At 60.5% G+C, this 21855-nt stretch carries 19 protein-coding genes and 1 pseudogene; 10 read left to right on the top strand and 10 right to left on the bottom strand.

Going from position 1 to position 21855, the window contains the following annotated elements:
• From E5X88_RS23525 to ugpC, 4 genes and pseudogenes are all read left to right on the top strand, one after another.
• Positions 1–924, top strand: coding sequence for a carbohydrate ABC transporter permease (locus E5X88_RS23525; RefSeq protein ID WP_292165599.1), 924 nt, complete (start codon positions 1–3; stop codon positions 922–924).
• Complete coding sequence (locus E5X88_RS23520) at positions 921–1799, top strand: carbohydrate ABC transporter permease (protein WP_292165597.1); 879 nt, start codon at positions 921–923, stop codon at positions 1797–1799. The genes E5X88_RS23525 and E5X88_RS23520 overlap by 4 nt, the downstream gene beginning before the upstream one ends.
• A gap of 157 nt (positions 1800–1956) precedes the next feature.
• Positions 1957–2687 (top strand): annotated as a pseudogene (locus E5X88_RS23515) (ribonuclease activity regulator RraA).
• Positions 2688–2714: 27 nt separating this feature from the next.
• A complete protein-coding gene (ugpC, locus tag E5X88_RS23510) occupies positions 2715–3770 on the top strand; it encodes a sn-glycerol-3-phosphate ABC transporter ATP-binding protein UgpC (protein WP_292165595.1) in 1056 nt (351 codons plus the stop codon).
• A 189-nt stretch (positions 3771–3959) separates the two neighbouring features.
• On the opposite strand, the gene E5X88_RS23505 is transcribed toward ugpC, so the two are convergent.
• From E5X88_RS23505 to E5X88_RS23480, 6 genes are all read right to left on the bottom strand, one after another.
• The gene (locus tag E5X88_RS23505; protein WP_292165594.1) at positions 3960–4709 is read right to left on the bottom strand and encodes a ribonuclease activity regulator RraA; all 750 of its coding nucleotides are present in this window, start codon (positions 4707–4709) and stop codon (positions 3960–3962) included.
• Positions 4710–4732: 23 nt separating this feature from the next.
• A complete protein-coding gene (locus E5X88_RS23500) occupies positions 4733–5896 on the bottom strand; it encodes a mandelate racemase/muconate lactonizing enzyme family protein (RefSeq protein WP_292165593.1) in 1164 nt (387 codons plus the stop codon).
• Between the two features lie 33 nt (positions 5897–5929).
• On the bottom strand, positions 5930–7027 hold the full coding sequence (locus E5X88_RS23495; RefSeq protein WP_292165590.1) for an ABC transporter ATP-binding protein: 1098 nt from the start codon (positions 7025–7027) through the stop codon (positions 5930–5932).
• Positions 7028–7037: 10 nt separating this feature from the next.
• Entirely contained in the window at positions 7038–7928 is an 891-nt protein-coding gene (locus E5X88_RS23490) for a carbohydrate ABC transporter permease (protein WP_292165588.1), read from the bottom strand.
• On the bottom strand, positions 7925–8884 hold the full coding sequence (locus tag E5X88_RS23485) for a sugar ABC transporter permease (RefSeq protein WP_263781493.1): 960 nt from the start codon (positions 8882–8884) through the stop codon (positions 7925–7927). Before E5X88_RS23485 ends, E5X88_RS23490 begins: the two co-directional genes overlap by 4 nt.
• 77 nt (positions 8885–8961) lie before the next feature.
• Positions 8962–10443 carry a sugar ABC transporter substrate-binding protein gene (locus E5X88_RS23480; RefSeq protein ID WP_120013792.1) on the bottom strand — a complete coding sequence of 494 codons (1482 nt, stop codon included), beginning with the start codon at positions 10441–10443 and terminating at the stop codon, positions 8962–8964.
• Between the two features lie 211 nt (positions 10444–10654).
• Here E5X88_RS23480 and E5X88_RS23475 point away from each other — a divergent pair, with 211 nt between their 5' ends.
• The 4 genes from E5X88_RS23475 (at position 10655) to E5X88_RS23460 (ending at position 15221) form a co-directional block, all read left to right on the top strand.
• Positions 10655–11365, top strand: a complete 711-nt coding sequence (locus E5X88_RS23475; RefSeq protein WP_292165582.1) for a GntR family transcriptional regulator — start codon at positions 10655–10657, stop codon at positions 11363–11365.
• A 54-nt stretch (positions 11366–11419) separates the two neighbouring features.
• Positions 11420–12586, top strand: coding sequence for a mandelate racemase/muconate lactonizing enzyme family protein (locus tag E5X88_RS23470; RefSeq protein ID WP_292165580.1), 1167 nt, complete (start codon positions 11420–11422; stop codon positions 12584–12586).
• 61 nt (positions 12587–12647) lie between these two features.
• The gene (locus E5X88_RS23465) at positions 12648–14006 is read left to right on the top strand and encodes a mandelate racemase/muconate lactonizing enzyme family protein (protein ID WP_292165578.1); all 1359 of its coding nucleotides are present in this window, start codon (positions 12648–12650) and stop codon (positions 14004–14006) included.
• A gap of 18 nt (positions 14007–14024) precedes the next feature.
• A complete protein-coding gene (locus tag E5X88_RS23460) occupies positions 14025–15221 on the top strand; it encodes a mandelate racemase/muconate lactonizing enzyme family protein (RefSeq protein WP_292165576.1) in 1197 nt (398 codons plus the stop codon).
• Between the two features lie 146 nt (positions 15222–15367).
• Here the strand turns inward: E5X88_RS23460 and E5X88_RS23455 are convergent, their stop codons facing one another.
• The gene (locus E5X88_RS23455; RefSeq protein WP_292165690.1) at positions 15368–16210 is read right to left on the bottom strand and encodes an AraC family transcriptional regulator; all 843 of its coding nucleotides are present in this window, start codon (positions 16208–16210) and stop codon (positions 15368–15370) included.
• An 84-nt stretch (positions 16211–16294) separates the two neighbouring features.
• Here E5X88_RS23455 and E5X88_RS23450 point away from each other — a divergent pair, with 84 nt between their 5' ends.
• Positions 16295–17185: an NAD-dependent epimerase/dehydratase family protein gene (locus E5X88_RS23450; protein WP_292165575.1), complete on the top strand. Its 891-nt coding sequence runs from the start codon at positions 16295–16297 to the stop codon at positions 17183–17185.
• A gap of 179 nt (positions 17186–17364) precedes the next feature.
• Here E5X88_RS23450 and E5X88_RS23445 read toward each other — a convergent pair whose 3' ends face one another.
• The 3 genes from E5X88_RS23445 to E5X88_RS23435 are packed head-to-tail and all read right to left on the bottom strand — an operon-like array spanning position 17365 to position 20926.
• The gene (locus tag E5X88_RS23445) at positions 17365–18180 is read right to left on the bottom strand and encodes an alpha/beta hydrolase (protein ID WP_292165573.1); all 816 of its coding nucleotides are present in this window, start codon (positions 18178–18180) and stop codon (positions 17365–17367) included.
• A gap of 9 nt (positions 18181–18189) precedes the next feature.
• Positions 18190–19677, bottom strand: a complete 1488-nt coding sequence (locus E5X88_RS23440; RefSeq protein ID WP_292165572.1) for an NAD-dependent succinate-semialdehyde dehydrogenase — start codon at positions 19675–19677, stop codon at positions 18190–18192.
• A gap of 19 nt (positions 19678–19696) precedes the next feature.
• Positions 19697–20926 (bottom strand): iron-containing alcohol dehydrogenase, encoded by a 1230-nt coding sequence (locus tag E5X88_RS23435; protein WP_292165571.1) that lies wholly within the window; start codon positions 20924–20926, stop codon positions 19697–19699.
• 142 nt (positions 20927–21068) lie between these two features.
• On the opposite strand from E5X88_RS23435, the gene E5X88_RS23430 reads away from it, so the two are divergent.
• Positions 21069–21767, top strand: coding sequence for a GntR family transcriptional regulator (locus E5X88_RS23430; RefSeq protein ID WP_292165570.1), 699 nt, complete (start codon positions 21069–21071; stop codon positions 21765–21767).
• Positions 21768–21855: the final 88 nt, after the last annotated feature.

Raw genomic sequence — 21855 nt, 5'->3', positions numbered from 1 at the left:
ATGCCGCCCGTCGCGCAGCATCAGGTGACGGGGCGTCGGCGACGTTCGCCGCTGCCCTACACCTGGCAGAGAGGGTACCTCCTGGCCACCCCGGCGCTCCTCGTCATGGTCGCCATCCTTATCTATCCGCTCGGATACTCTTTCATAATGAGTTTCTTTCGTTGGGATCTGAGCGGCTCCGCGCCATTTGCCGGGGTGGGCAACTACACCGACGAACTCTTCGGCCGCCAGTTCAATCAGGCTCTGCGAAATCAGACCATCTTCAGCGTCATTTCCATCACCGTGGAAGTGGTGGCCGGAATGGCGATCGCCCTGCTCGTCAACGGCAAATTGCGCGGGATGCGGCTCGCGCGCACCTTGCTGCTGGTGCCGCCGATGATCGCGCCCGCCGTCGTGGGGCTGAATTTCCGCTGGCTTTTCAACACCCAGTACGGCCTCGTGGACGCGTTGCTGCGCATGTTCAACCTACCCAATATCCCGTGGCTCAATCATCCGACCTGGGCTCTTGTCTCGGTGATTGTCGCCGATGTCTGGCAGAACACGCCGCTGATGGTGCTGCTGTTCCTTGCCGGTCTGCAATCCTTGCCGCAGGAGCCGCTCGAGGCTGCTACGGTGGACGGCGCCACACCATGGCAGCGCTTCTGGCACATCGTGCTGCCGCTGATGCGTCCGGTCATCATGATCGCGCTGATGCTTCGCATCATCGACACGTTCCGGACCTTCGACGTCGTATGGCTGATGACGCAGGGCGGGCCGGGAGGCGCCACCAACCTGCTTACAGTTTACGCCTATCTGCTGGCGTTTCAGGCGGTGGATTTCGGACACGCGGCGGCGGTTTCCTACATCGCCTTGGGGATGTCGCTGTTCGTGCTCGGCCTCCTCTACGGGATACCGTGGCTGATTGCGAAACGGAGAGCGATATGACCGAAGCCGCGACCGTCAGCGCGCGTCCCAAACCAAAATGCCGGCGCCGCAGGCTGACCGCAGGTGTTGCAGGGCGCTACCTGGCCCTTGTTCTAACCATCGCCTTCACCGTTTTTCCGCTGGTGTGGCTGTTCCTGACATCAATCCGGAGCTCAGCCGACATTTTCTCGGTGCCGGTGCACATCATCCCCGAGACCGCGACCATTACGCAATACGTCTCCGTTTTCACGGAGTACGACACGATGGGCTATGTGTGGAACACCGTCATCGTCTCGGTCGCGACGGTTATTCTGGTCCATCTGTTGGCCATTCCCTGCGCCTACGCCCTGTCGCGCTTCAGGATGCCGGGCGCCATGCTGATTTTCGGGCTACTTTTGATCATGCGCATGATACCGGTCATCGCGCTCGCCATCCCGCTCTTCGCCGTGTTCGCCGCGATGGGCCTGCTGGACACCATTTGGGCACTCATCCTGAGCCATACGGCGGCAAAACTGCCTATCGCCATCTGGTTGCTGCTGGGTTTCATCCAGGATGTGCCGAAAGAGATCGAGGAGGCTGCCCAGTCGGACGGCGCCGGCACGATCCGCACGCTGGTCCAGATCGTGGCGCCACTGATTGCGCCTGGCATCGGCGCCAGCGCGGTCATCACCTTCCTCTTCACGTGGAACGACCTGCTGCTCGCATTGACCCTGACCTCAAGCAAGGCCGCGCAGACGCTGCCAGTCGGGCTTACCAACTTCGTCTCGCAGTTTGGCATTGACTGGGGAGCCATGTCGGCGGCCGGCGTCCTCATGGTGATCCCGACCTTGGTGTTCGTCTGGTTTGCTCAAGGCCTGTTGGTCAAGGGTCTAACGACCGGTGCAGTTCGCGGCTGAGTTGAGAGATCATGAAAACCTTGATCATTCCTTGGTTGGTAGCGAACGATCTATGGCTTTGAGGACGGATGACTACGCATTTGAGCGAGATTGGCGGCGTGGGCTCATCGCCGACGTAACGGGAGAATGAAACGTGGAAGTAGACCAAGCACCGGCGATAAAGGACATTTCTCGGCCACCGAGGCAACTGGTCGACGCACTTGCAGCGATCGGTTCAGCGACCTTGGCCAGCGAGCTTTATCACAAGTGGGTATTCGCGATCCGCAGATCCGAGGGCCCCGGCCGCTAAGGCCCGGCCGCACGGCGGCCGGGCCCGCTCTCACGCTCCAATGCATGCCGAAGCGCGAAGATCTTTACAACGAGTCTGAGTATGAGGAGCCCGAACGCCAACTCCACCGTCACGTACTGTACCCCACACAGCCGGGCGACATGGTGGTCGTCGATGCGCGTGGCGATCTTGGCAGCGGTATCTTCGGTGAGATGATGTTGACCTATTTCGCCGGGCGTGGGGGGGCCGGCGTCGTTGTCGACGGGTGTATCCGAGATTCTGCCCAGGCGGCTGCCTTGGACATCGGCATCTGGGTGAGGGATGTCACGCCGAATTTCCATGCCCAGACCAACATCGTCCCCTTTGCCGTTAACGTCCCCATCGCCTGCTCGAACGTGCTCGTCATACCGGGAGACATCATCGTCGCCGACGATGATGGCGTCGTCGTGGTACCGGTGGCCCTTGCCGCAAAACTGGTTGAGCTCGCCGGCGAACATGTCGAGTGGGAGGAATTTTCCCGCACGCGCTTGGCCGAGGGAGGCGACCTGCGAAAATACTACCCATTGAGCCCCGAAGGCGAGGTCGAATATCGCGCCTGGCGGCACGTTCAGCGAAAGTGAGCAGAGCCGGAAACGGGAGGACAGTGAGTGTCTGGAATTCAGATCGACCAGCTGGGTAAGAGCTTCGGCGCCGTGGAAGTTCTGCACGATGTGAACATCGAGATCGCTAGCGGGGAATTTGTCGTCCTTGTCGGTCCCTCAGGCTGCGGTAAGTCAACCCTTCTTCGCATGATTGCCGGGTTGGAGGAACAGACGACCGGCGAGATCCGCATCGGCGGGCGGGTCGTCGACGAGATGCCGGCCAAATCACGCGACATTGCGATGGTCTTCCAAAGCTATGCGCTTTATCCGCACATGAGTGTCGCGGACAATATGAGCTTTGCGCTTCGATTGGCCAAGGTCCCCAGAGAAGAGATTGTCGCGAGGGTGAAGGCGGCCGCCGAAATCCTCGGCTTGCAGGATCTGCTTGGACGGATGCCACGCCAACTGTCGGGCGGTCAGCGCCAACGCGTCGCTATGGGACGGGCGATCGTGCGCGATCCAGCCGCTTTCCTGTTTGATGAACCGCTCAGTAATCTCGATGCCAAGTTGCGTGTCAAGATGCGCGCCGAGATCAAGAAGCTTCACCAGCGGCTGGGCCGAACGAGCATCTACGTCACTCACGACCAGACCGAGGCGATGACCCTTGCCGACCGCATAGTAGTCCTGAACCGAGGCCGGGTCGAGCAGGTCGGCACGCCTTCAGAGCTCTACGAGCAACCCACCAACCTGTTCGTCGCTGGCTTTATCGGGTCCCCGGAAATGAACCTGATCAGAGGCCGAATCGACAACGGCGTATTCGTCGCCGAGCAGGGCCTACGCTTACCCTTACCGGAGGACGCTCGGATGGGAGACGGGGAAGCAGTGGTATACGGAATTCGTCCGCAGCACATTGCAATCGGCGGGAACCACGCTCGGGCGAGGGTTCAGGTGGTCGAGCCGACCGGTGAAGCCCAAGAACTCACCTTAAGTGCAAACGGCGTCGACCTTATGGTCGAGGTACGGGATCAACCGCCCTTCAAACTTGATCAGGAGATTGGGTTGGAGATCATGGTAGATAAGCTGCATCTGTTCGATGCCCGAAACGGCGCGAGGATTGTTTAGGGGGAGGCGCGGACGGGCAGAGCACTGCCTATCGTGTCCCTCCATCAGACTTCGGGGGGGCTGGATCGCGCTAATCCGGGCTGCCAGATCGAAAGCGGACGCCCGGCGGCGCAGTCGACTCCTGCTTTTTGCGCAGATGCCGGCGATACCGCCAGAAGGTCCGCCGCCCGCCGCAGGATAATCCATGCGCTAACTCGGGTTCTCCAAGCGCTTTGTCTTGCGCCATTCCTCGTATTCCCCGCGGGCATCATCATGCAGCGGATAGTAGCGTTGCAACGGGGCGCCCTGCATGAGCTTCTCTCGCGAGAACTCTTCCCAATCGTGATGCTTCTGTGATTCTTCGATTACCTTCGGGGCCATTGCGACGGGAACCACCACCACCCCGTCATCGTCGGCAACGATAATGTCGCCGGGGATCACCGTAACATTGCCGCAGGCAATCGGAACGTTGACGGCATTGGGATAAATACTGGTCTGCACATGATAGTTGGGCGTCCAGCCGCGCAGCCAAAGGGGCAGATCGAGCTTTTCGACATTGGGCCGGTCGCGCATGCATCCGTCGATGACGATGCCTGCCCCGCCTCTGCCCTTGAAATACGTCGACATCATATCGCCGAAGACGCCCGAGCTCATGTCGCCGCGCGCGTCGACCACGACCACATCGCCCTCCTGGGCGTGGTAGAGCACGTGCCGGTGCAATTGCGTCTCTGGATCGGCATATTCTCCCTCGGTGAAGAGGTCGGGCCGCTGCGGCAGGAACTGCAGCGTCAGCGCCGGCCCGACGATCGACTTCCCGTGGTTCTGCGCCACCGGCCCCACCATGTGCGGATTGCGGAAGCCCATGTGGCCAAGCGTGCCGGCAACCGTCGCGGCGCCGATCTCCCTTAGCGCCTCGATCAGGTCCTTAGGTGGTCGCGTGATGTCGGGAGTATGCGTCATCTTAGACTCCGGTGGGATGGAAACTACCAGTTCGTGACAGAACCGTCGCGGCGCTTGAGGTGGGGAGCTTCCCAGAAACGGAAACTCTCCGCTTGGATCGCCTCCTCGTTGATCTCGACGCCCAGCCCCGGCAGATCGCTGACAACATAGTCGGGGCCGCATAGCCTTGGTTGCACGGGGAAGAACTCGGAATTGTCGAAGCCCAGCTTTCTTTCCGGCACCCTGGTCTCGAGCCACGCAAAGTTCGGTACAGCGGCGGCGAGATGCACGGTCGCGGCCGTGCACACTGGACCAAGGGGATTGTGCGGCATCAGGTCCACATAGTGCGCCTCGCTCCAGCCAGCGACTTTCATCGCCTCGGTGAGCCCGCCGACATTGCAGACATCGATCCGGTTGAACTGGTGGATGCCGCGCTCAATATAGGGCAGAAACTGCCACTTGCTGGCAAATTCCTCGCCGATTGCAAAGGGGATGTCGGTCATCGTTCGCAAGGACTCGTAGGCCTCCGGTGTCTCGTCGCGTATCGGCTCCTCGAGGAAATCGAGCACGCCGCGGCCGAGCTTGTTGCAGAAGCTCGCCGTCTCGGCCACCGACAGCCGATGATGATAGTCGATGCCGAGGACCACCTCTTCGCCCAGCGCCTCGCGTGCTTTGTTTAGCATCCTCGCGGTAGCGCCGATCGACCCGCGCGGCTCGAAGATGTCCTTGCTGCTTTGCCCAAACGGGAAGAAGCGGATCGCCTGCCACCCCTGCGCGTGCAGTTCCCGGGCTCGTTCGATGGCAGCGTCGCCCTCGGCCTCGTCTCCGGTCGAGGCGAAGGTGGGGATGCGGTCGCGCTGCTTGCCGCCTAGCAACTCGTAGACCGGCACCCCCAGCGCCTTGCCCTTGATGTCGTGAAGTGCGATGTCGATGGCGGAAATCGCCGCCTGCAGAACGCGCCCGCCTTCGAAATACTGGCTGCGATAGACTTCTTGCCAGATCCGGCCGATCTGCATCGGGTCGCGGCCGATGAGAAACTCGCGAAAGTGCTCGACCGCGCCGGCCACCGCCCTCTCGCGACCGCTCAAGCCGCTCTCTCCCCAGCCGAAGATCCCCTGGTCGGTCTCGACCTTGACGAGCATCTGGTTGCGCGTTCCTACCCACACTGGATAGGGCTTGATCGCGGTGATCTTAAGCTTCGTAGTCATCCACGCCCACGCTCCACACGCATCCGCCCTGTTTCAGTTGGCCTTGAGGGCCATTTCAGTTTCGCCATCGAACAGATGCATCCGCTCCTGGTCGAACTCGAGCCAGATCTGCTCGTCGGGCGCGACGGCAATGTTCGGCGGCACGCTGACGTTGACGATGGCGCCGGACAGAAACGCCTGCACGAAAGTGACGTCTCCGGTCGGTTCCACCGTATAGGCCTTGGCCGGAATGGCACCAGGGACCGCGCTCTTGTGCAGCTTGATCGTCGAGTGTCGTGCACCGAGCACGACCTTCTTGGTCGTCGCTCTCTGGACCTTGCGGGCATTGAGTTGCGACAGCTGGAGGGTCCAGCCTTCCGCGCTCGTCAGAACGGTGTCGCCGTTTGCCGTCGATGCCTCTAGCGGAATAAGGCTCATCGCAGGGCTGCCGACGAAGCTCGCGACGAACATGTTGGCGGGATGGGCGAAAACTTGCGCCGGCGAATCGTATTGCTGCAGATAGCCGCCGTTCATCACGGCCATCCTGTCTGCCATGGTCACGGCCTCCAGCTGGTCGTGCGTCACATAGATAATCGTCGCCTTCAGGTCCTGATGGAACCGCTTGATTTCGGACCGCATCTGCACGCGCAGCTTTGCGTCGAGATTGGAGAGCGGTTCGTCCATCAGAAACACCGCCGGATCTCGAACGAGGGCGCGGCCCAGGGCCACGCGCTGCTGTTGACCGCCTGAAAGTTCGCGCGGCTTGCGCTCGAGCAACTGCGTCATGTCGAGCACTCGCGCCGCTTCCCTGACCTTCTTGTCGATCTCCTGCTTTGGCAGCTTGCGCATCTGCAGCGGGAACGCGAGGTTCATATAGACCGACTTTTGCGGATACAGCGCGTAGTTCTGGAACACCATTGCGATGTCCCGGTCCTTGGGGTCGAGGTCGTTGACCACCCGATCGCCGATGAATATGTCGCCCGATGTGATCGGGATCAGCCCCGCGACGAGATTGAGAGTGGTTGTCTTGCCGCAGCCTGAGGGACCGACGAGCGCAACGAACTCGCCGTCATTGACCTTCAGCGAAACGTCATTGACAGCTTTGAAGCTGCCATAGCTCTTGACGAGATCTTTGAGGACCACGTGGGCCATCGGCAACTCCTTAGTGCTTGACCGCGCCTTCTGTAAGGGCGCGTACGAAGTATCGTTGCAGGACGAGGAACAGCACTACGACGGGCACGCTCATCATAAAGCTGGCCGCCATCAGGCCCGGAAAGTCCGTCGTATTCTCCGAGAAGAACCGCTGGATGCCGACCGGCAGGGTCAACTGGTCGTTCTTGGAGAGGAAGGTGTAGGCGTAGATGTACTCGTTCCACGCGCCGATAAAGGAATAGATTGCGGTGGCGATGATTCCGGGCGCCGAGAGCGGCATCACGATCAGGATAAAGGCCTGGAACCGCGTTGCCCCATCGATCCGCGCCGCCTGCTCGAGCTGTATCGGGATGTTGTCGTAAAAGCCCTTGAGCAGCCAGATCGCCAGCGGCAGGCCGAAGGTGAGATAGGTGAGAATCAGCGAGCCATGCGTGTTCACCAGCCCGATCGCCCGCATCAGGATGAACAGCGGCACGAGAAAGATCACCGCGGGGAACATGTTGCGCAGCAGCACAGCGAAGAACAGGAAGTTCCGGCCCGGGAAGGTGAAGCGCGAAAACGCGTAGGCCGCAGGGACTGCCACGATCACCGAAAGGATGGTCGTGGCGGTCGACACGAAAAGGCTGTTCCAGAAAAAGCGGAGGAAGTCCTGGCCGACGCTGTTCTGCGGATCGAGCAGCTTCTGGTAGCTGGCAAGGGTAGGTTGGTCGGGCCACCATTGCGGCGGGAATTGCATTGCCGCGAAGCCGGACTTGATCGAGGTGAGCAGCATCCAGATCATCGGCAACGCGGTGTAAAGCAGCATGAACAGGAGAAAGATTCGCCCGCCCCACCGCCATCCGTCGACGCGCATACGGCGACGGGCCTGGCTTCGAGGGGCTGGCTCGGCAATCGTGCTCATGCGCTCCCGTCCTTCCGCTCGTTGCCGCTTAGCGCACGGACGTAGAAGTAGCCGAGCGACATCAGGATGAGGAACAGAAGCACCGAATAGGCCGATGCCACCCCCCAGCGCTGGCGGCCAAAGGCGAGCTCATAAATGTGGGTGATCCAGATATGGGATGCGTTGGACGGCCCGCCGCCGGTCATGATCCAAGGGATGATGAAGGAATTGAAGTTGGCCACTGCCAGCAGCAGGATCGTCACCGTGGAGACGTTTCTCAAGTGCGGGAAGGTGACGTGCCAGAAGCGCTGCCATGCATTGGCTCCGTCGACTTTTGCGGCGCGCAGCAACTGGTCCGGGACTGTCTGCAGGCCGGCCATCATCATGATCATGGCGAACGGGAACTCGCGCCAGATATTGACGACGATCAGCGAGGGCAGCACCGTGCTGACGCTGTCGATGAAATTCGGTGGTCGGTCGGCCAATCCGAGTTGGACCAGCACCGCGCCGATGATGCCAAAGTCCGAATGGTAGATCCATTTCCAGATATAGGAAGCGGCGACTGCACTGATGACCCAGGGAATGATCAGGATGGCGCGCAGGACGCCACGGCCGATAAAGTCGCGATGGAGCGCCAGCGCGGTGGCAAACCCCAGGACAAAGGAAATGAAAGTCGATCCCAGCGTCCAGATAAGGGTGTTCCAGGTGACCTTCCAGAACACCTCACTGGTGAGGATCGCCGTGTAGTTGTCGATGCCGATGAAGTTCTTGTCGCGGAGCTGCAGGCCAGGCGGCGTGTTAAAGAACGACAGCTCAACTGTGTAGTAGATGGGATAGGCGATGACGATGAGCATCACGGCAATCGCAGGAAGCACGTACGCATAGTCAGCGCGATGCTCCCATATCTTGCGCAGCATACCGGACCTACCGGTTTGCAAACTTCGGCGAGCCTCGGCCTTCCCGGTCACGATCGTCACTTTGGCGTGCCCTTGTTCTTCGGAACGAACCGGCTGCACTCTCGGCGCAGCCGGTGAGATCGCGGGTCAGGTTTCGGCTAGAGTCCGCCGCCCATCAGATCTTTCACCTTCTTGGCCGCGTCGTCCGCTGCCTGGTCGACGGTCATCGCTCCGGTCAAGGCATTCTGCAGCATGTCCGGAACGATGATGTTCATGATCTCGGGAGACTGCGGCAGCGCCGGGAACGGGATGCCGTATGGCAGCATCGAGGTCGTGACATCGAGGAACTTGATGCTGTCCAAACGTTCTTTCATCCATTTGGTCTTGAAGCCGTTGAGGTTACCCGGGTTCGATCCGGCGTAGGCCATCTTCAGCGACCATTCAGGGCTCGTCCACATGCAGATGATGGCCTTTGCAGCCGGCTCGTCTACCTTGCCGCCCTCGACGTATTCGGGCTTCAGGATGTGAATGTTCGAGCCGCCGAAAACGACTGCGCGCTTGCCGTCGGGGCCGGTCGGAATCAGGCCATAGCGCATGTTGTCGATGACGGTCTGCGCCTTGTCCTTGTCGGTGCCCGTCGCCTTTTTCTGCAGGTCGAGCATGACATTGTAGTCGGACGGGTGAGAGATCATCATGCCGAGCTGGCCGGCGAGGAACAGCGGCTGGTTGTCGGCCTGCTGGTTGGTGAGTGCCGAAACCGGAACCGACTTGTCGCGGACATACATGTCGTAAGAGGCTTGCAGCGCGGCCTTGCTCTGCGGGCTGGCGAGCTCGATCTGCTTATAGGTCGGGTTCGCCGTGGCTTCGTCGAAGACGCCGCCGCCATAGGCCCACAACTGAGGCATGAAGCGGTATGGGGTATTGCCGGCATTCTTGCGAGCCACGAGGCCGTAACCGGCAATGCCGAGCTTGTCGTGGATCTGCTTGGAGTACTTCACGACGTCGTCCCAGGTTGCCGGAGCCTTGTCCGGATCGAGACCTGCGCGCTTGAAGATATCGGCATTCCAGATGAACGCCATCGTTTCATTGTTGGTTGGAATGCCGTAGGTCACGCCGTCCCAAGTCACGGCTTTCATGGCGCCGGGCCAGAAGTCCTCGGTCGAATACCCCACGTCCTCGGGCTTGAGCGGCTCCAGATAGCCCTTTGAGGCGAACTCGGTGCCACCCAGGATTTGCAGGCGTACCGCCATCGGCGCGGCATTGCCAAGGAGCGCCGTGCGGAACTTGTCAAGGAGATCGTTGTAGGTGAGGGCTTGTTCCTCGAGCTGGATGTTCGGATAGGTCTTTCGGAAGGTCTCGAAGAAATCCTTGTAGTACTGGCGCAGGAGGTCGGGGTCGCCCTCGAACACGCCCTGATACCAGAAAGTCAGTCGCCCCTTGTAGTCGAGCGGGGTGACCTTGGCGCAATCGGCCGCCGTATCAAAATCCTGTGTGCCTGCAATGGAGCGCACATATTCCGGCGACCACTTGCTCAAGTCGACCGGCGCCGCACCGAGCGCCGGCGCGGACATCAACGATGCCATTAAAGCAGTGGAGACAGTGCCGCGCAGGACGGCACCGCCGAGTGTAATCCTCGTCATAGGTATCCTCCAGGTTTCTCTCCCATGCCGCTCTGCATCAAGGCGAGCGGTCTTTGCTCGTCGACCGCGGGACAGCTCATTCAATGTATCCCTTCGAGCACTTTGTACGTTTTCAGATCGCAGATTGTCTGTCAACGCGATAAATCGTACATTGTTTGTGGAAACCGTGCGTGATATCGAACAAAATGTGTATTTATCGAGGGAGCCGGCCTTGGCCGAAACAAGCGATTTCAAAGCAGAGCCACCCGAAGGGATTGACCCTCTCGGGGCCTCCAGTGAGGGCGCCTCGCTTTACGAACTGATCAGGGAAGACATCATCGAAGGGCGGCTCACCGCCAACGAACGGCTCGTGGTAACCGATCTCGCCCGTCGTCACGGCACCTCGACCAACCCCGTGCGCGAGGCTCTGCAACTGTTGCGCGGGGAGGGCTTTGTCACCTTTGTTCCCAACCGCGGGGCGCGCGTTCGGCCTATAGATCAGGATTTTGTGCGCGATATCTACGAGATCGGAGTCCTGATCGAGCCGGCTCTGACGCGATGGTTCGTGAATATGGCGACCGGCGAAGACATTGCCGAACTCGAACGTATCCAAGGCCTGATCGAAGAGAACAACTTTGCCAACACGTTCAGGCACAGTGAGCTGGATACCGCTTTCCACACCGTGATGTACCAGCGGCACTATAACCGCCATGCCGCGGAGCTTTGGTGGAAGCATCGCGAAGTGCTGCGAGCCGTGAGCCGGCGTTTCAATTTCACGCTCGCTCGGCGTGCCGCGATCATTCGCGAGCACCGCGAGCTCATCGCGCATGTAAAAGCGGGAAATGCGGACGAGGCAGCCGAGCTCATTGCCCGCCACGTCGAGGGTTCCGGCCGGCATGTCCTCGAACACATGCGTGCGCGTAGCGCCGCTCGGGCAGGATAGAATATCCGGTCTGGAACATCGATGTCCCGACCACTTCAGATAAAGGCAGTTGAGATGAAAATCACGAGCATTCGTCCGTGGCTGATCAAGTCCGATGCTTCTTATTGGGGAGAGTACCTGTTCGTCGAGGTGACGACCGACGAGGGAGTGAGCGGCTGGGGAGAGATCACCACCACAACAAAGCTGGCCAACCGCGCTCTCTGCACGATCCTGCGGCAGATCGGGGTCGCCGTGACCGGCGAGGATCCGGCGCGGATCGAGCATCTGTGGCACAAGATTTTCCGCAGCTTCACCTATATGGGCAGCCGCGGCGCCGCCGTCGAATGCGTGAGCGCCATCGATATAGCCCTCTGGGACATCCGCGGCAAAGTCCTTGGCAAGCCGATTTACGAGCTGTTGGGCGGACCAGTACGCGATGAAATCGCGCTCTACACCCATCCCAACCAGGCCAAATTTACCAGCAAGGAGGCTGTGGTCCGCGAAATTCGGGATATCGTCGAGTCTGGGCATACTGCGCTCAAGTTTGATCCCTTCCCCCATCAGGGCCACACCGCCGATGGCCTGTCCCGCGAACAGCGGGACGGTTACCTCGATGGCAGCATGACCCGCAAGGACGAGCGCAAAGCGGCCGAACTTACGGCGCTGATCCGCGAAACGGCGGGCCCTGACATCGACATCCTCATCGATGCGCATGGCCGCTTCGACGTTCCCACCGCCATTCGCCTCTGTCGGAGCCTCGAGGAAGCTGGTCAGATCGACTGGTTCGAGGAGCCCTGTCCGCCCGAGAGCCTTAACGCCCTCAAGCAGGTGCGTGAGAAGGTCAGTGCCGCTATCTCGTGGGGCGAGTGCGGCCACACCAAATGGGATTTCGTGCCGGTACTCGAGAACAAGCTCGCTGACTACATCATGCCTGACGTCACCTGGACCGGCGGCATTACCGAACTCAAGAAGATTTCCGCCCTGTGCGAAGCCTACTACATCCCGGTCTCGCCGCATGATGCCGCGGGGCCGATTAACGTGGTTGCGGGAGCGCAGGTGATGATGACCGTTCCCAACTTCTACAAACTTGAGACGTCGGAGTGGAACCTCGGCAAATACGATCATCTCATCGACAGACCACTCGACGTTTCGAACGGCAGCCTCAAGCTGACGTCGAAACCTGGTCTCGGTGTCGAGATGAACCGCAATTACCTGCAGGCCCATGAGATTGAGCTGAGTTAACAACGCTCCATGCCGGGCGGCGTTTGGGGCGACAAGCCCCCGACCAGAACGAGGACAAGTCATGCCAAAGACGGACGGAGCCGACGAGGCTCTCAATCGGGTGAACACGAACTCCAAGCCGTCCGACCTTCGCATCACCGACATGCGGGTAGCCGAAATCGTCGGCGCGCCGTTCACCTCAGCACTGCTCAAGATCTACACCAATCAGGGGATCGTCGGGCTTGGCGAGGTGCGTGACGGCGCCAGCGCCACCTATGCGTTGATGCTGAAAAGCCGGCTGCTTGGCGAGAACCCTTGCGACGTCGATCGCCTGTTTCGCCGCATCAAGCAATTCGGCGGGCACGGCCGGCAAGGCGGCGGCGTCTCGGCGGTGGAAATCGCGCTCTGGGATCTCGCGGGCAAGGCCTATGGCGTCCCCATCTACCAGATGCTCGGCGGCAAGTTTCGCGACAAGGTGCGCGTCTATTGCGATACCGACGCCGAGAAACCGAGCGGGACCGAAACCGGAAAGCGCCTCAAGGAGCGCATGAGCCGCGGTTTCACCTTCCTCAAGATGGACCTGGGCTTGATGCAGATCGCCCATGTCCCGGGCGCCGTGGCCGCGCCCGCCGGTGCGCTCGAAGGGTTTCGCGCCAATCCACGCGGCCGTGGCGGCGCGCTCGAGGAGCGCAAGGCGCGCAATCTCGCCTACGACGTGCAGAACGTGCAGCACCCATTCACGGGCCTGCATTTCACCGAACAGGGGATCGACCTGCTCGAGCAGTATATCCACGAGGTTCGCGAGGTGATCGGATACGAGATCCCGCTCGCCATCGACCATGTCGGCCACATCTCGCTGCAGGACGGCATACGCCTGTCGCGCCGTATCGAGAAATACGTTCCGGCCTGGCTCGAGGATGTGATCCCATGGCAGTACACCGAACAGTACCGACAATTGCAGGAGGCCACCACGGTGCCAATCTGCACCGGCGAGGACATCTACCTTAAGGAGGCCTTCGAGCCTTTGCTCAGGAGCGGCGGCCTCTCCGTTATCCACCCGGACCTGCTCACAAGCGGCGGCATCCTTGAGACCAAGAAGATCGGCGATATGGCGCAGGACCACGGCGTCGCCATGGCGATCCACATGGCAGAAAGCCCGATCGCGGCAATGGCCGCGGCACATGTCGCGACCGCGACCGAAAACTTCATGGCCCTCGAATATCACTCCGCCGATGTCGACTGGTGGGACGATATCGTCACCGGCATTCCCAAGCCACTCGTCAAGGACGGCTTCATAACTGTTCCGGACAAGCCGGGCCTGGGGATCGACGATGTCGTCGACGAGGTGATCGCGCGGCATCTGCAGCCGGGTGTCACCGGCATCTGGCAGCCCACGGATCACTGGGACAATGAGTATTCCTGGGATCGCACCTGGAGCTGAGGCGAGAAAGACCAGAAGATGAAGATCACCGACCTTCGCTGCGCCGTTATCGGCAGGCACCCGATCGTCCGCATTGTGACCGACGAGGGCCTCTATGGCCTTGGCGAAGTTGAATTCACCAAGACCTACCTCAAGCCCTTTGTGCTGCATTTCCGCGAGGCGCTGATCGGCGAGGACCCGACCGACGTCGAGCGCGTGATGCTGAAGATCCGCCAACGCGGCTCTTTCAAGCCCTATGGCGCCGCGGTAAGCGCTATCGAACATGCGCTATGGGACATTGCCGGCAAGGCCGCGGGCGTGCCGGCCTACAAGCTGCTCGGCGGCAAGGTGCGCGACAAGGTGCGCGTCTACAACGGCTCGATCCGCAAAAAGAGGACTGGCGACAGGCCCGAGGACTATGCGGCGGATGTCAAATGGATGATGGAGCGGCCCGAAAACTTCTTCATGGTGAAGCAGGGCGTCAGCTTCCACTCCAACATGAAGACGAGCGTACCTGACTTCCACTACGGTGTCCGGCAGCCGCCGACCTATCACGGCGCGATGGACCAGGGGCAGATCAGCGAGCGCGGCATGGCGCACATGATCGACTGCGTCATCGCCATGAAGGAAGTGCTCGGCGACAAGGTTTCTCTCGCGCTGGATTGCGGTCCGGGCTGGTTCCTGCCCGACGCCATCCGCTTCGCGCAGGCGGTCGAGAAGTACAATCTCATGTGGCTCGAGGACATGCTGACGGGCGACTACGTGCCGTGGGTCAATCCGCAGGCCTACTGCGAACTCACGACATCCACCTCCACCCCCATCCACACCGGCGAGCAGATCTATTTGCGTCACAACTTCAAGGAACTGATCGAGACCCAGGCGGTGCGCATTATCGGTCCCGACCCCGCCGATATCGGCGGCATCGCCGAGCTCAAATGGGTGGCCGAGCACGCCTACATGCACTCGATCCTGATGGCCCCGCACGGAACCGCGAACGGCCTTCTCGGCCTCGGCGCGCTGATCAATGTCTGCGCCACCTTGCCCGCCAACTACATCGCTTTCGAGTATCCGAGCGCCTCCGACCCCTGGTGGAGCGATATCGTCATCGGCCTGCCTAAGCAGGTGGTGAAGGATTCGATGATCGATCTGCTCGAAGCTCCCGGGCTCGGCCTCGACATCGACGCCCAGGGTGCCAAGAAGTATCTGCTGGAAGAGGACGCCGGGTTCTTCGACTGATTGGGCGTCGAGCCAGCCCGAGCGAGCTATCGACATCGGGCCGACGCGAGGCAATATTGTGCGCTGGCTGCATCTTTGCCCCCGGCGTATCGGCAATCGGATGGCACCTTCACACTTACGTCTGGATGCTCATTGCCATTGACGCGTCAGGCAACGGAGCGCGACCGCCTAATGCCACGAGGCGTTTCGCCGATCTCGCGCCGCATCCAATGAGAAAGGTGAGATTGGTGAGCGAAGCCAGTTAGATGCGCCACCTCGCTTATGCTGAAGTCGTTTGCCAACAACAACACACGCGCTCTCTCAACCCGGCGACGAAGCACATAGCGATGGACTGTTAATCCCGTCGCAGCTTTGAACCAGGTTCTGAGGTGTGAATTGCTGACCCCAGCGACCCTGCTCAATGTTTCCAAGGACAGCGGTGTCTGGATTTGGGCTTCGATGAAGTCTAATACACGCTTTAGTTGGATTTCGGACAAACGGCTCGATCGCTCGCTCTCCTTTTCCTCTAGACCCAGCAGGCGAACCGCTAGCGCAACGCCGATGCTGTCCGCGAACAGCGATCCGCTCGGTGTGCCGGCACGGAAATCGTTCTCGAGCGCGCGAGCGAGATGCTCAATCCGTTCGTCACGGAGAAGGTGACGCGTCTCAAGCCGTCGAAGGCTTCCCGAACCCAGTTCCGCTGCGACGTTCTCTATCAAGGCTGGTGAGAGGCTAAGTTCAATGGTGTTGAACTGTGTTTCGGCTTCAAATCCTCCTTCTTCTCCTGCGGGCACGAGATCGATATCGCCGGCGCGCCGTACGAAATACTTCCCGACTTGGTTGCAATAGGAACGCGTCGCTGCGCTTGCGTGGACGAAGACGCGGTGCCGATGGGCTTGGGGCAATTGGAACCTGCCAGCCTCAACCTGCAATGCCGCGATCGTAACGGCATTGGCCGCAGACGAAGCAGGCTGTGAATGCATCGGCAGCCTCAACGATTGGCGAAACATGCTGAACATTTGGCGAATGCCGCGCGATTTTCAATGCGTTGCCTCGCTAACGTTGACGTTATCGCAACCTTCGAAGGGATTGACATGAGTACCTATGTTGTTGTGGGCACCGGCCCGGTGGGGCTCGAAACCGCTCGCCTTCTTGGAGAAGACGGACATGAAGTTGTTCTCACAAGCCGCGGTGTCGGCTCCATTGATCTGAAGCACGTGCGCGCGGTCCAGGCAGATGCCACGGACGCCGACGCGCTTGCGCGGATTAGCCGGGGCGCGGACGCCGTTTTCATGTGTGCCATGGCCGCCTATGACCGTTGGCCAATTGATTTCTTTCCAATCATGGATGGGGTCACACGCGCAGCGGAGATGGTCAACGCAAAACTGATCGTTCTGGGAAATCTCTATGGATATGGCGCAAATGCCAAGGGCCAGCTTCGCCCAGATCTGCCGCTTGATCCCACCTCGCGCAAGGGCACCGTCCGCACCATAATGTGGCAGCGAGCCCTTGGCGCCGGTGTTCCCGCCATTGAGGTTCGTTCCAGCGATTACCTTGGTTACGGCGCAGTCACCTACTTCTCGATTTTGGCATTGCCCTCGCTGTTGGAGGCGAAACCCGTTACCTTTCTGGGCAATCTTGATGCGGATCATGCCTGGACCTTCACGAAGGATGTGGCCAGAACACTTGTGGCTGCCTCATCCTATGCTGGAGAATGGGGCCGTGCATTTCACGTTCCGTCCCAGCATGCTTCGCCCCGGGACATCATGCAGAAGACCTCGGCGATGCTGGGAAAAAAACTTCCCGAAGTCAGCACCTACTCGCATGACCAGATGGACGCGTTGGGGATGCACGAGCTCGTGGAAATGAGCTACCTCTTCGAAAGTCCGTTGCTAGTCGATTCCTCCGATTCCGAGACGAGCCTCGGAGTGTCAGCACAGAGTATTGATGTAATGATCGCCGACACTCTTCGCGAGCATATCTAGCTTCACATCCGCGGTTGCAAATGTATCACGTCGACGCCCAGGAAACGCCTAGCCGCGACCAGGGCGATTCGAACAGCTGGCACGTCTACGAAACGGCTGCAGGCAGAATCGGGGCAATGTGTGGTGGGGCATTCTCTTATTTTCATCCGCTGGCGTTGCTGCCATGGCTGACCAGAGTTTCAGGCTGCCACGAGGCGGGCCAGCAGTGACGCGGCATCGGTGCCAGCCAAGCCAAGGTCGCGGACGCTGCTCATGTGGTTGGCTGCTGCAAGGGTAGTGCGTGCGACATCCAGTCCTTGTTGCTCCAGATGGTCCGCGAATATTGCGGCCTGACTGTGGAAGGGGGGCGTTTCATCGGCTCCGACCGAGATTTCGACAGCCACTGATGGATCGCAGGTTTTGTTGATTGGCGAGAACAGGCGGACTTCTTCGTCTGTGATCGCAATTTCGCTGGCAAGGAATGAGGTCTGCAATGGTTTCAGGTCATAGAGGCCCCCAAGCAGCACTGCGGCTTTGATGCCAGATGGCCGGCTATCGTCGTCAAAAAGCATTGTTGCCAGATGCGCTCCGGCTGAATGACCGCTAATGGTCAGCAGGCCAGGATCGCCTCCGTAGTCCGCGATGTGGTCGGCTACCCACTGTCTTGCGCGGCGTACCTGGTCCACGATCGCCGCCATCCTAACGGCAGGCATGAGGGCGTAATCTACAATGACCGCGATCGCACCTGCATTGGTGACGGTCTCGGCGACATAGGAATAGTCGCGTTTGGAGAACATCCTCCAGTAGCCACCGTGGATGAACATGTGCACCGGCAGGCGCTCGCGTTTGCCTTTCGGGAAGAACAGATCAACGGTTTCAGTTGCATCAGGTCCATAGGCTACGTCTGCGACCATGGGTATGTTCGCCCTGCTTTCTGTGCTGCGGCGAACAATCTCGGCGACGATGTCGTCAAACTCCGCCACGTGATCACGAATGCGGAACGGATCTTTCTGCACCGTATCTGCTCAGATGGTCACGGCGATGTACTTCGCCTCCATAAACTCGGCAACGCCGTGCTTCTGCCCACCTTCGCGGCCCAGTCCGCTCTGCTTGACCCCGCCAAAGGGCGCCGCAGGATCCGACATCAGGCCGCGGTTCAGGGCGATCATGCCCGCCTCGATCTTCGATGCCACACGCATTCCCCTGGCCAGGTCGCGCGTATAGATGTAGGCGGCGAGACCGTATTCGGTGTCATTGGCCTTTGAGATCACTTCCGCCTCGCTGTCGAAGCGCATAATCGGAGCCACCGGACCGAATATCTCCTCGTGGGCCATGACGGCGTCGGGGGACACGTCGCGAAGCACTGTCGGCGGGTAGAAGTAGCCTTTGCCTTCGGCGATCGCCCCTCCGCACAAAGCCTTGGCGCCACGGGCAACTGCGTCCTCGACGAGCCGATTCATCTTGTCCACGGCCTTCCTGGTGATCATCGGGCCGCATTCGGTTTCCGAGTGTGTGCCAGGACCTACATGGAGGGCAGCCATGCGTTTGCGCAGTCCATCCGCGAAGGCATCATGGATGCCGGCTTGGACGTAAAGCCGATTGGCGGCGGTGCAGGCTTCGCCGGCATTGCGCATCTTGGCAACCATCGCACCGTCGAGCGATGCCTCAAGGTCGGCGTCGTCGAAGACAATGAACGGTGCGTTGCCGCCAAGCTCCATAGAACAGGAGATGACGTGTTTTGCTGCTTCGGCAAGGAGCATGCGGCCGACGCCGGTAGAGCCGGTGAATGACAGCTTTCGCACGCGTTGATCGGCCAGCATGGCCGCCGTCACCGGCCCGGGGGTCGAGGTCGTCAGGACGTTAACGACGCCGGGTGGCACACCAGCTTCCTCATAGAGCGCTGCAAGCGCATAGGCCGTCAGCGGCGTCTCACTGGCGGGCTTCAGGATCACAGTACAGCCGGCCGCGAGCGCTGGCGCGATCTTGCGTGTCGCCATGGCGGCCGGAAAATTCCATGGCGTGATGAGCACGCAAATGCCGATGGGCTGGTAGTCGACAATGATTCGGTTCGCGCCCGAGGGCGCAAGGCCGAACTCGCCGCTGATGCGGACCGCCTCCTCGGCGTTCCAGCGAAAAAACTCAGCGGCGTAGGCGACCTCACTGCGCGCGTCACGTAGCGCCTTGCCGTTCTCCAGCGAGATCAGCGCAGCCAAAATCTCCGCCCGTTCGGTCATCAGTTCGAAGCAGCGCCGCAGGATTTCCGAACGCTTGCGTGGCGAGGTCTCGCGCCAGCCGGCCGCGGCCTTCGCAGCCGCGTCGACGGCTGAGGCCGCGTCGGCAAGCGTGGCATCGGGAACCGACGCGATCACGGCTTCGGTTGATGGATCGACCACTTCGATCATACGGCCCTCCGACGAGGGCTGCCAGCGTCCGCCAATGTAGAGACCGTGCGAGACCGTGGCGTAGTCGAACATATCTTGATCCTCGTTGGATATGCCTGCGACAATATTCATGGGATGAGCTCCTGGTCGATCACATCATGGTGGCGGACATGTCGCCGTCATAAGCAGCCCTGACCAGCCGTCGCATCGCGGCGAGGTCGAACGGACGCGGATTGTTCTTGATCAACCGGTCGATGCCGAGCGCCTGCTCAGCTGTCCAGTCGATCTTGTCCTCGGGAAGGCCAAGTTTGGCCAAGGTCGGTGGAATGCCGATGGCGCCAAACAGCCGGCTCACCTCCCGGATGGTGGCGTGTGCCGATGCATCGGCGCCGTCGCCGCTCTGACGGGAAACGCCGAGAGCGGCGCCGACTTCGGCAATCTCTGAGGCCGCGGCGGGAAGGTTGTAGTTCATCACATATGGCAGCATGGTGGCGACGCCCAGACCATGCGCAGTATGTGTAAGTGCGCCAACAGGATACTGCACCGCATGCGCAGCGGCCGTTCCCGCCGTGCCGAAGGCGCAACCAGCGGCCAGCGCTCCCATCATTACGTCGGCGCGCGCATTCTCGTCCGATCCGTTGCGGTATGCCTTTTCCAGACTGCGACCGAGCAGCCTGATAGCTAGAAGCGCGAAATGATCGGTCAGAGCGCTCTTGCCGACGAAGACATGCTGCTGCGGCAAACGAGGATCATCGCCGCGTTTGGCCGCGGTGAAGGCCTCGATTGCGTGCGTCAGCGCGTCTGCACCGGCGATCGCCGCCAGGGACGGGGGACATGTCGCCGTCAGATCCGGATCGCAAAGCGCCACCGCGGCGATAAGGTGAGGACTCGAGATACCCACTTTCAGCGTCCGATCCGGATCGGAGATCACGGCGACGGGGGTCACCTCTGAGCCAGTCCCAGCCGTTGTCGGCACCGCGATCACGGGAAGGGTAGGGCCTGGTACCTTGAACTCGCCATAGTAGTCCTGGAGTTCGCCGCCATGGCTGAGCAGAAGTGCTGCGCACTTGGCCATGTCGAGGCAGCTGCCACCGCCAATCCCGATCACCATGTCCGGCTTGTAATCCTTCGCCTGCGTAATGCAGGCGGCGACGCTATCGCGGGGCACATCCGGCAGCGTTCGGTCGTAGACCAGCGTCTCCACCGCGGCGGCGCGCAAGCCAGCAAGAATCTCGGCGAACTCCGTTGTCGTCGCGAAACGCTCATCAGTGCAGACGAACGCGCGCCGTCCATACTTGGCGGCAACGGCAGGCAGCACATGGTGCTGGCCTTTGCCGAACAGAATCTCGCGCGGCAGGCGCACCGCTGCAAACAAGGTCATGGACGGGATCCTTCAGTTCCAGAGACCGGCCTCTACGTTCCGGATCATTCTCGCGGGATATCCTCTATTAAATCGTATAGGATATAGTATTGAATTGGTCGGACCATCGTGCTAGTGAGTGCTCCTGTCAAGAGGCAAAACAATGCAGAACGCGGACCTGACGGTTGACAATGAAGCCCGCTCGACTGGCCGTATCCAGCGAGCCAACAGCCTGGCGGGCGACGTTTACGAGGCAATTTTCGCGCAACTGATGTCTCTCAGGATTGCTCCGGGGTCGCGCATCACCGTCGACAATCTCGTGAAGGAATTCAACGTCTCGCATACTCCCATTCGCGAAGCGCTTGGCAGGTTGGAGGGTGAGGGCCTGGTGGTGAAGACCCACCTGATCGGCTATCGGGCCGCCCCGCAAATCACCCGCCGCCGCTTTGACGAACTTTACGAACTGCGCCTTCTGCTTGAACCTGCTGCTGCGGCCAAAACCACCGCAACACTGGACGACGAGCGCCTGACCGTGCTGCAGGAGGCGGCTGGCGTCATGGCCCGGCGGGTGGGGAAAGACGAACGCCTGCGTTATTCGAACTTCGCCCGTCAGGATGCGATCTTCCACGACAAGATCGTCGAGTTCGCCCAGAACGAGCTCATTCGCGAGACACTGAATCACCAGCATACCCACTTCCACATCTTCCGCTTGATGTATCACTCGCGGGTGACCGAAGAGGCGCTAGACGAGCACGAGGCCATTCTCGCTGCCTTCTCCGCAGGCGATCCGGACGCCGCCGAAAAAGCCATGCGTGTGCACATCGAGAATTCGCGGGACCGGCTCCTGCCTGCGTTCGAGTAGCCATCGCGATGTCACTTGTCCGGGGGACCGCCAAGCTCGACGCGCCGCTGATCACCCAGGCCAACGCTATGGAACATTATTTCCCCGA

The sequence above is a fragment of the Mesorhizobium sp. genome (genome assembly GCF_004962245.1).
Lineage (GTDB): Bacteria > Pseudomonadota > Alphaproteobacteria > Rhizobiales > Rhizobiaceae > Mesorhizobium.
Note: the sequence above shows the minus strand (reverse complement) of the source record. Positions and strands in the feature narration are given on the sequence as shown.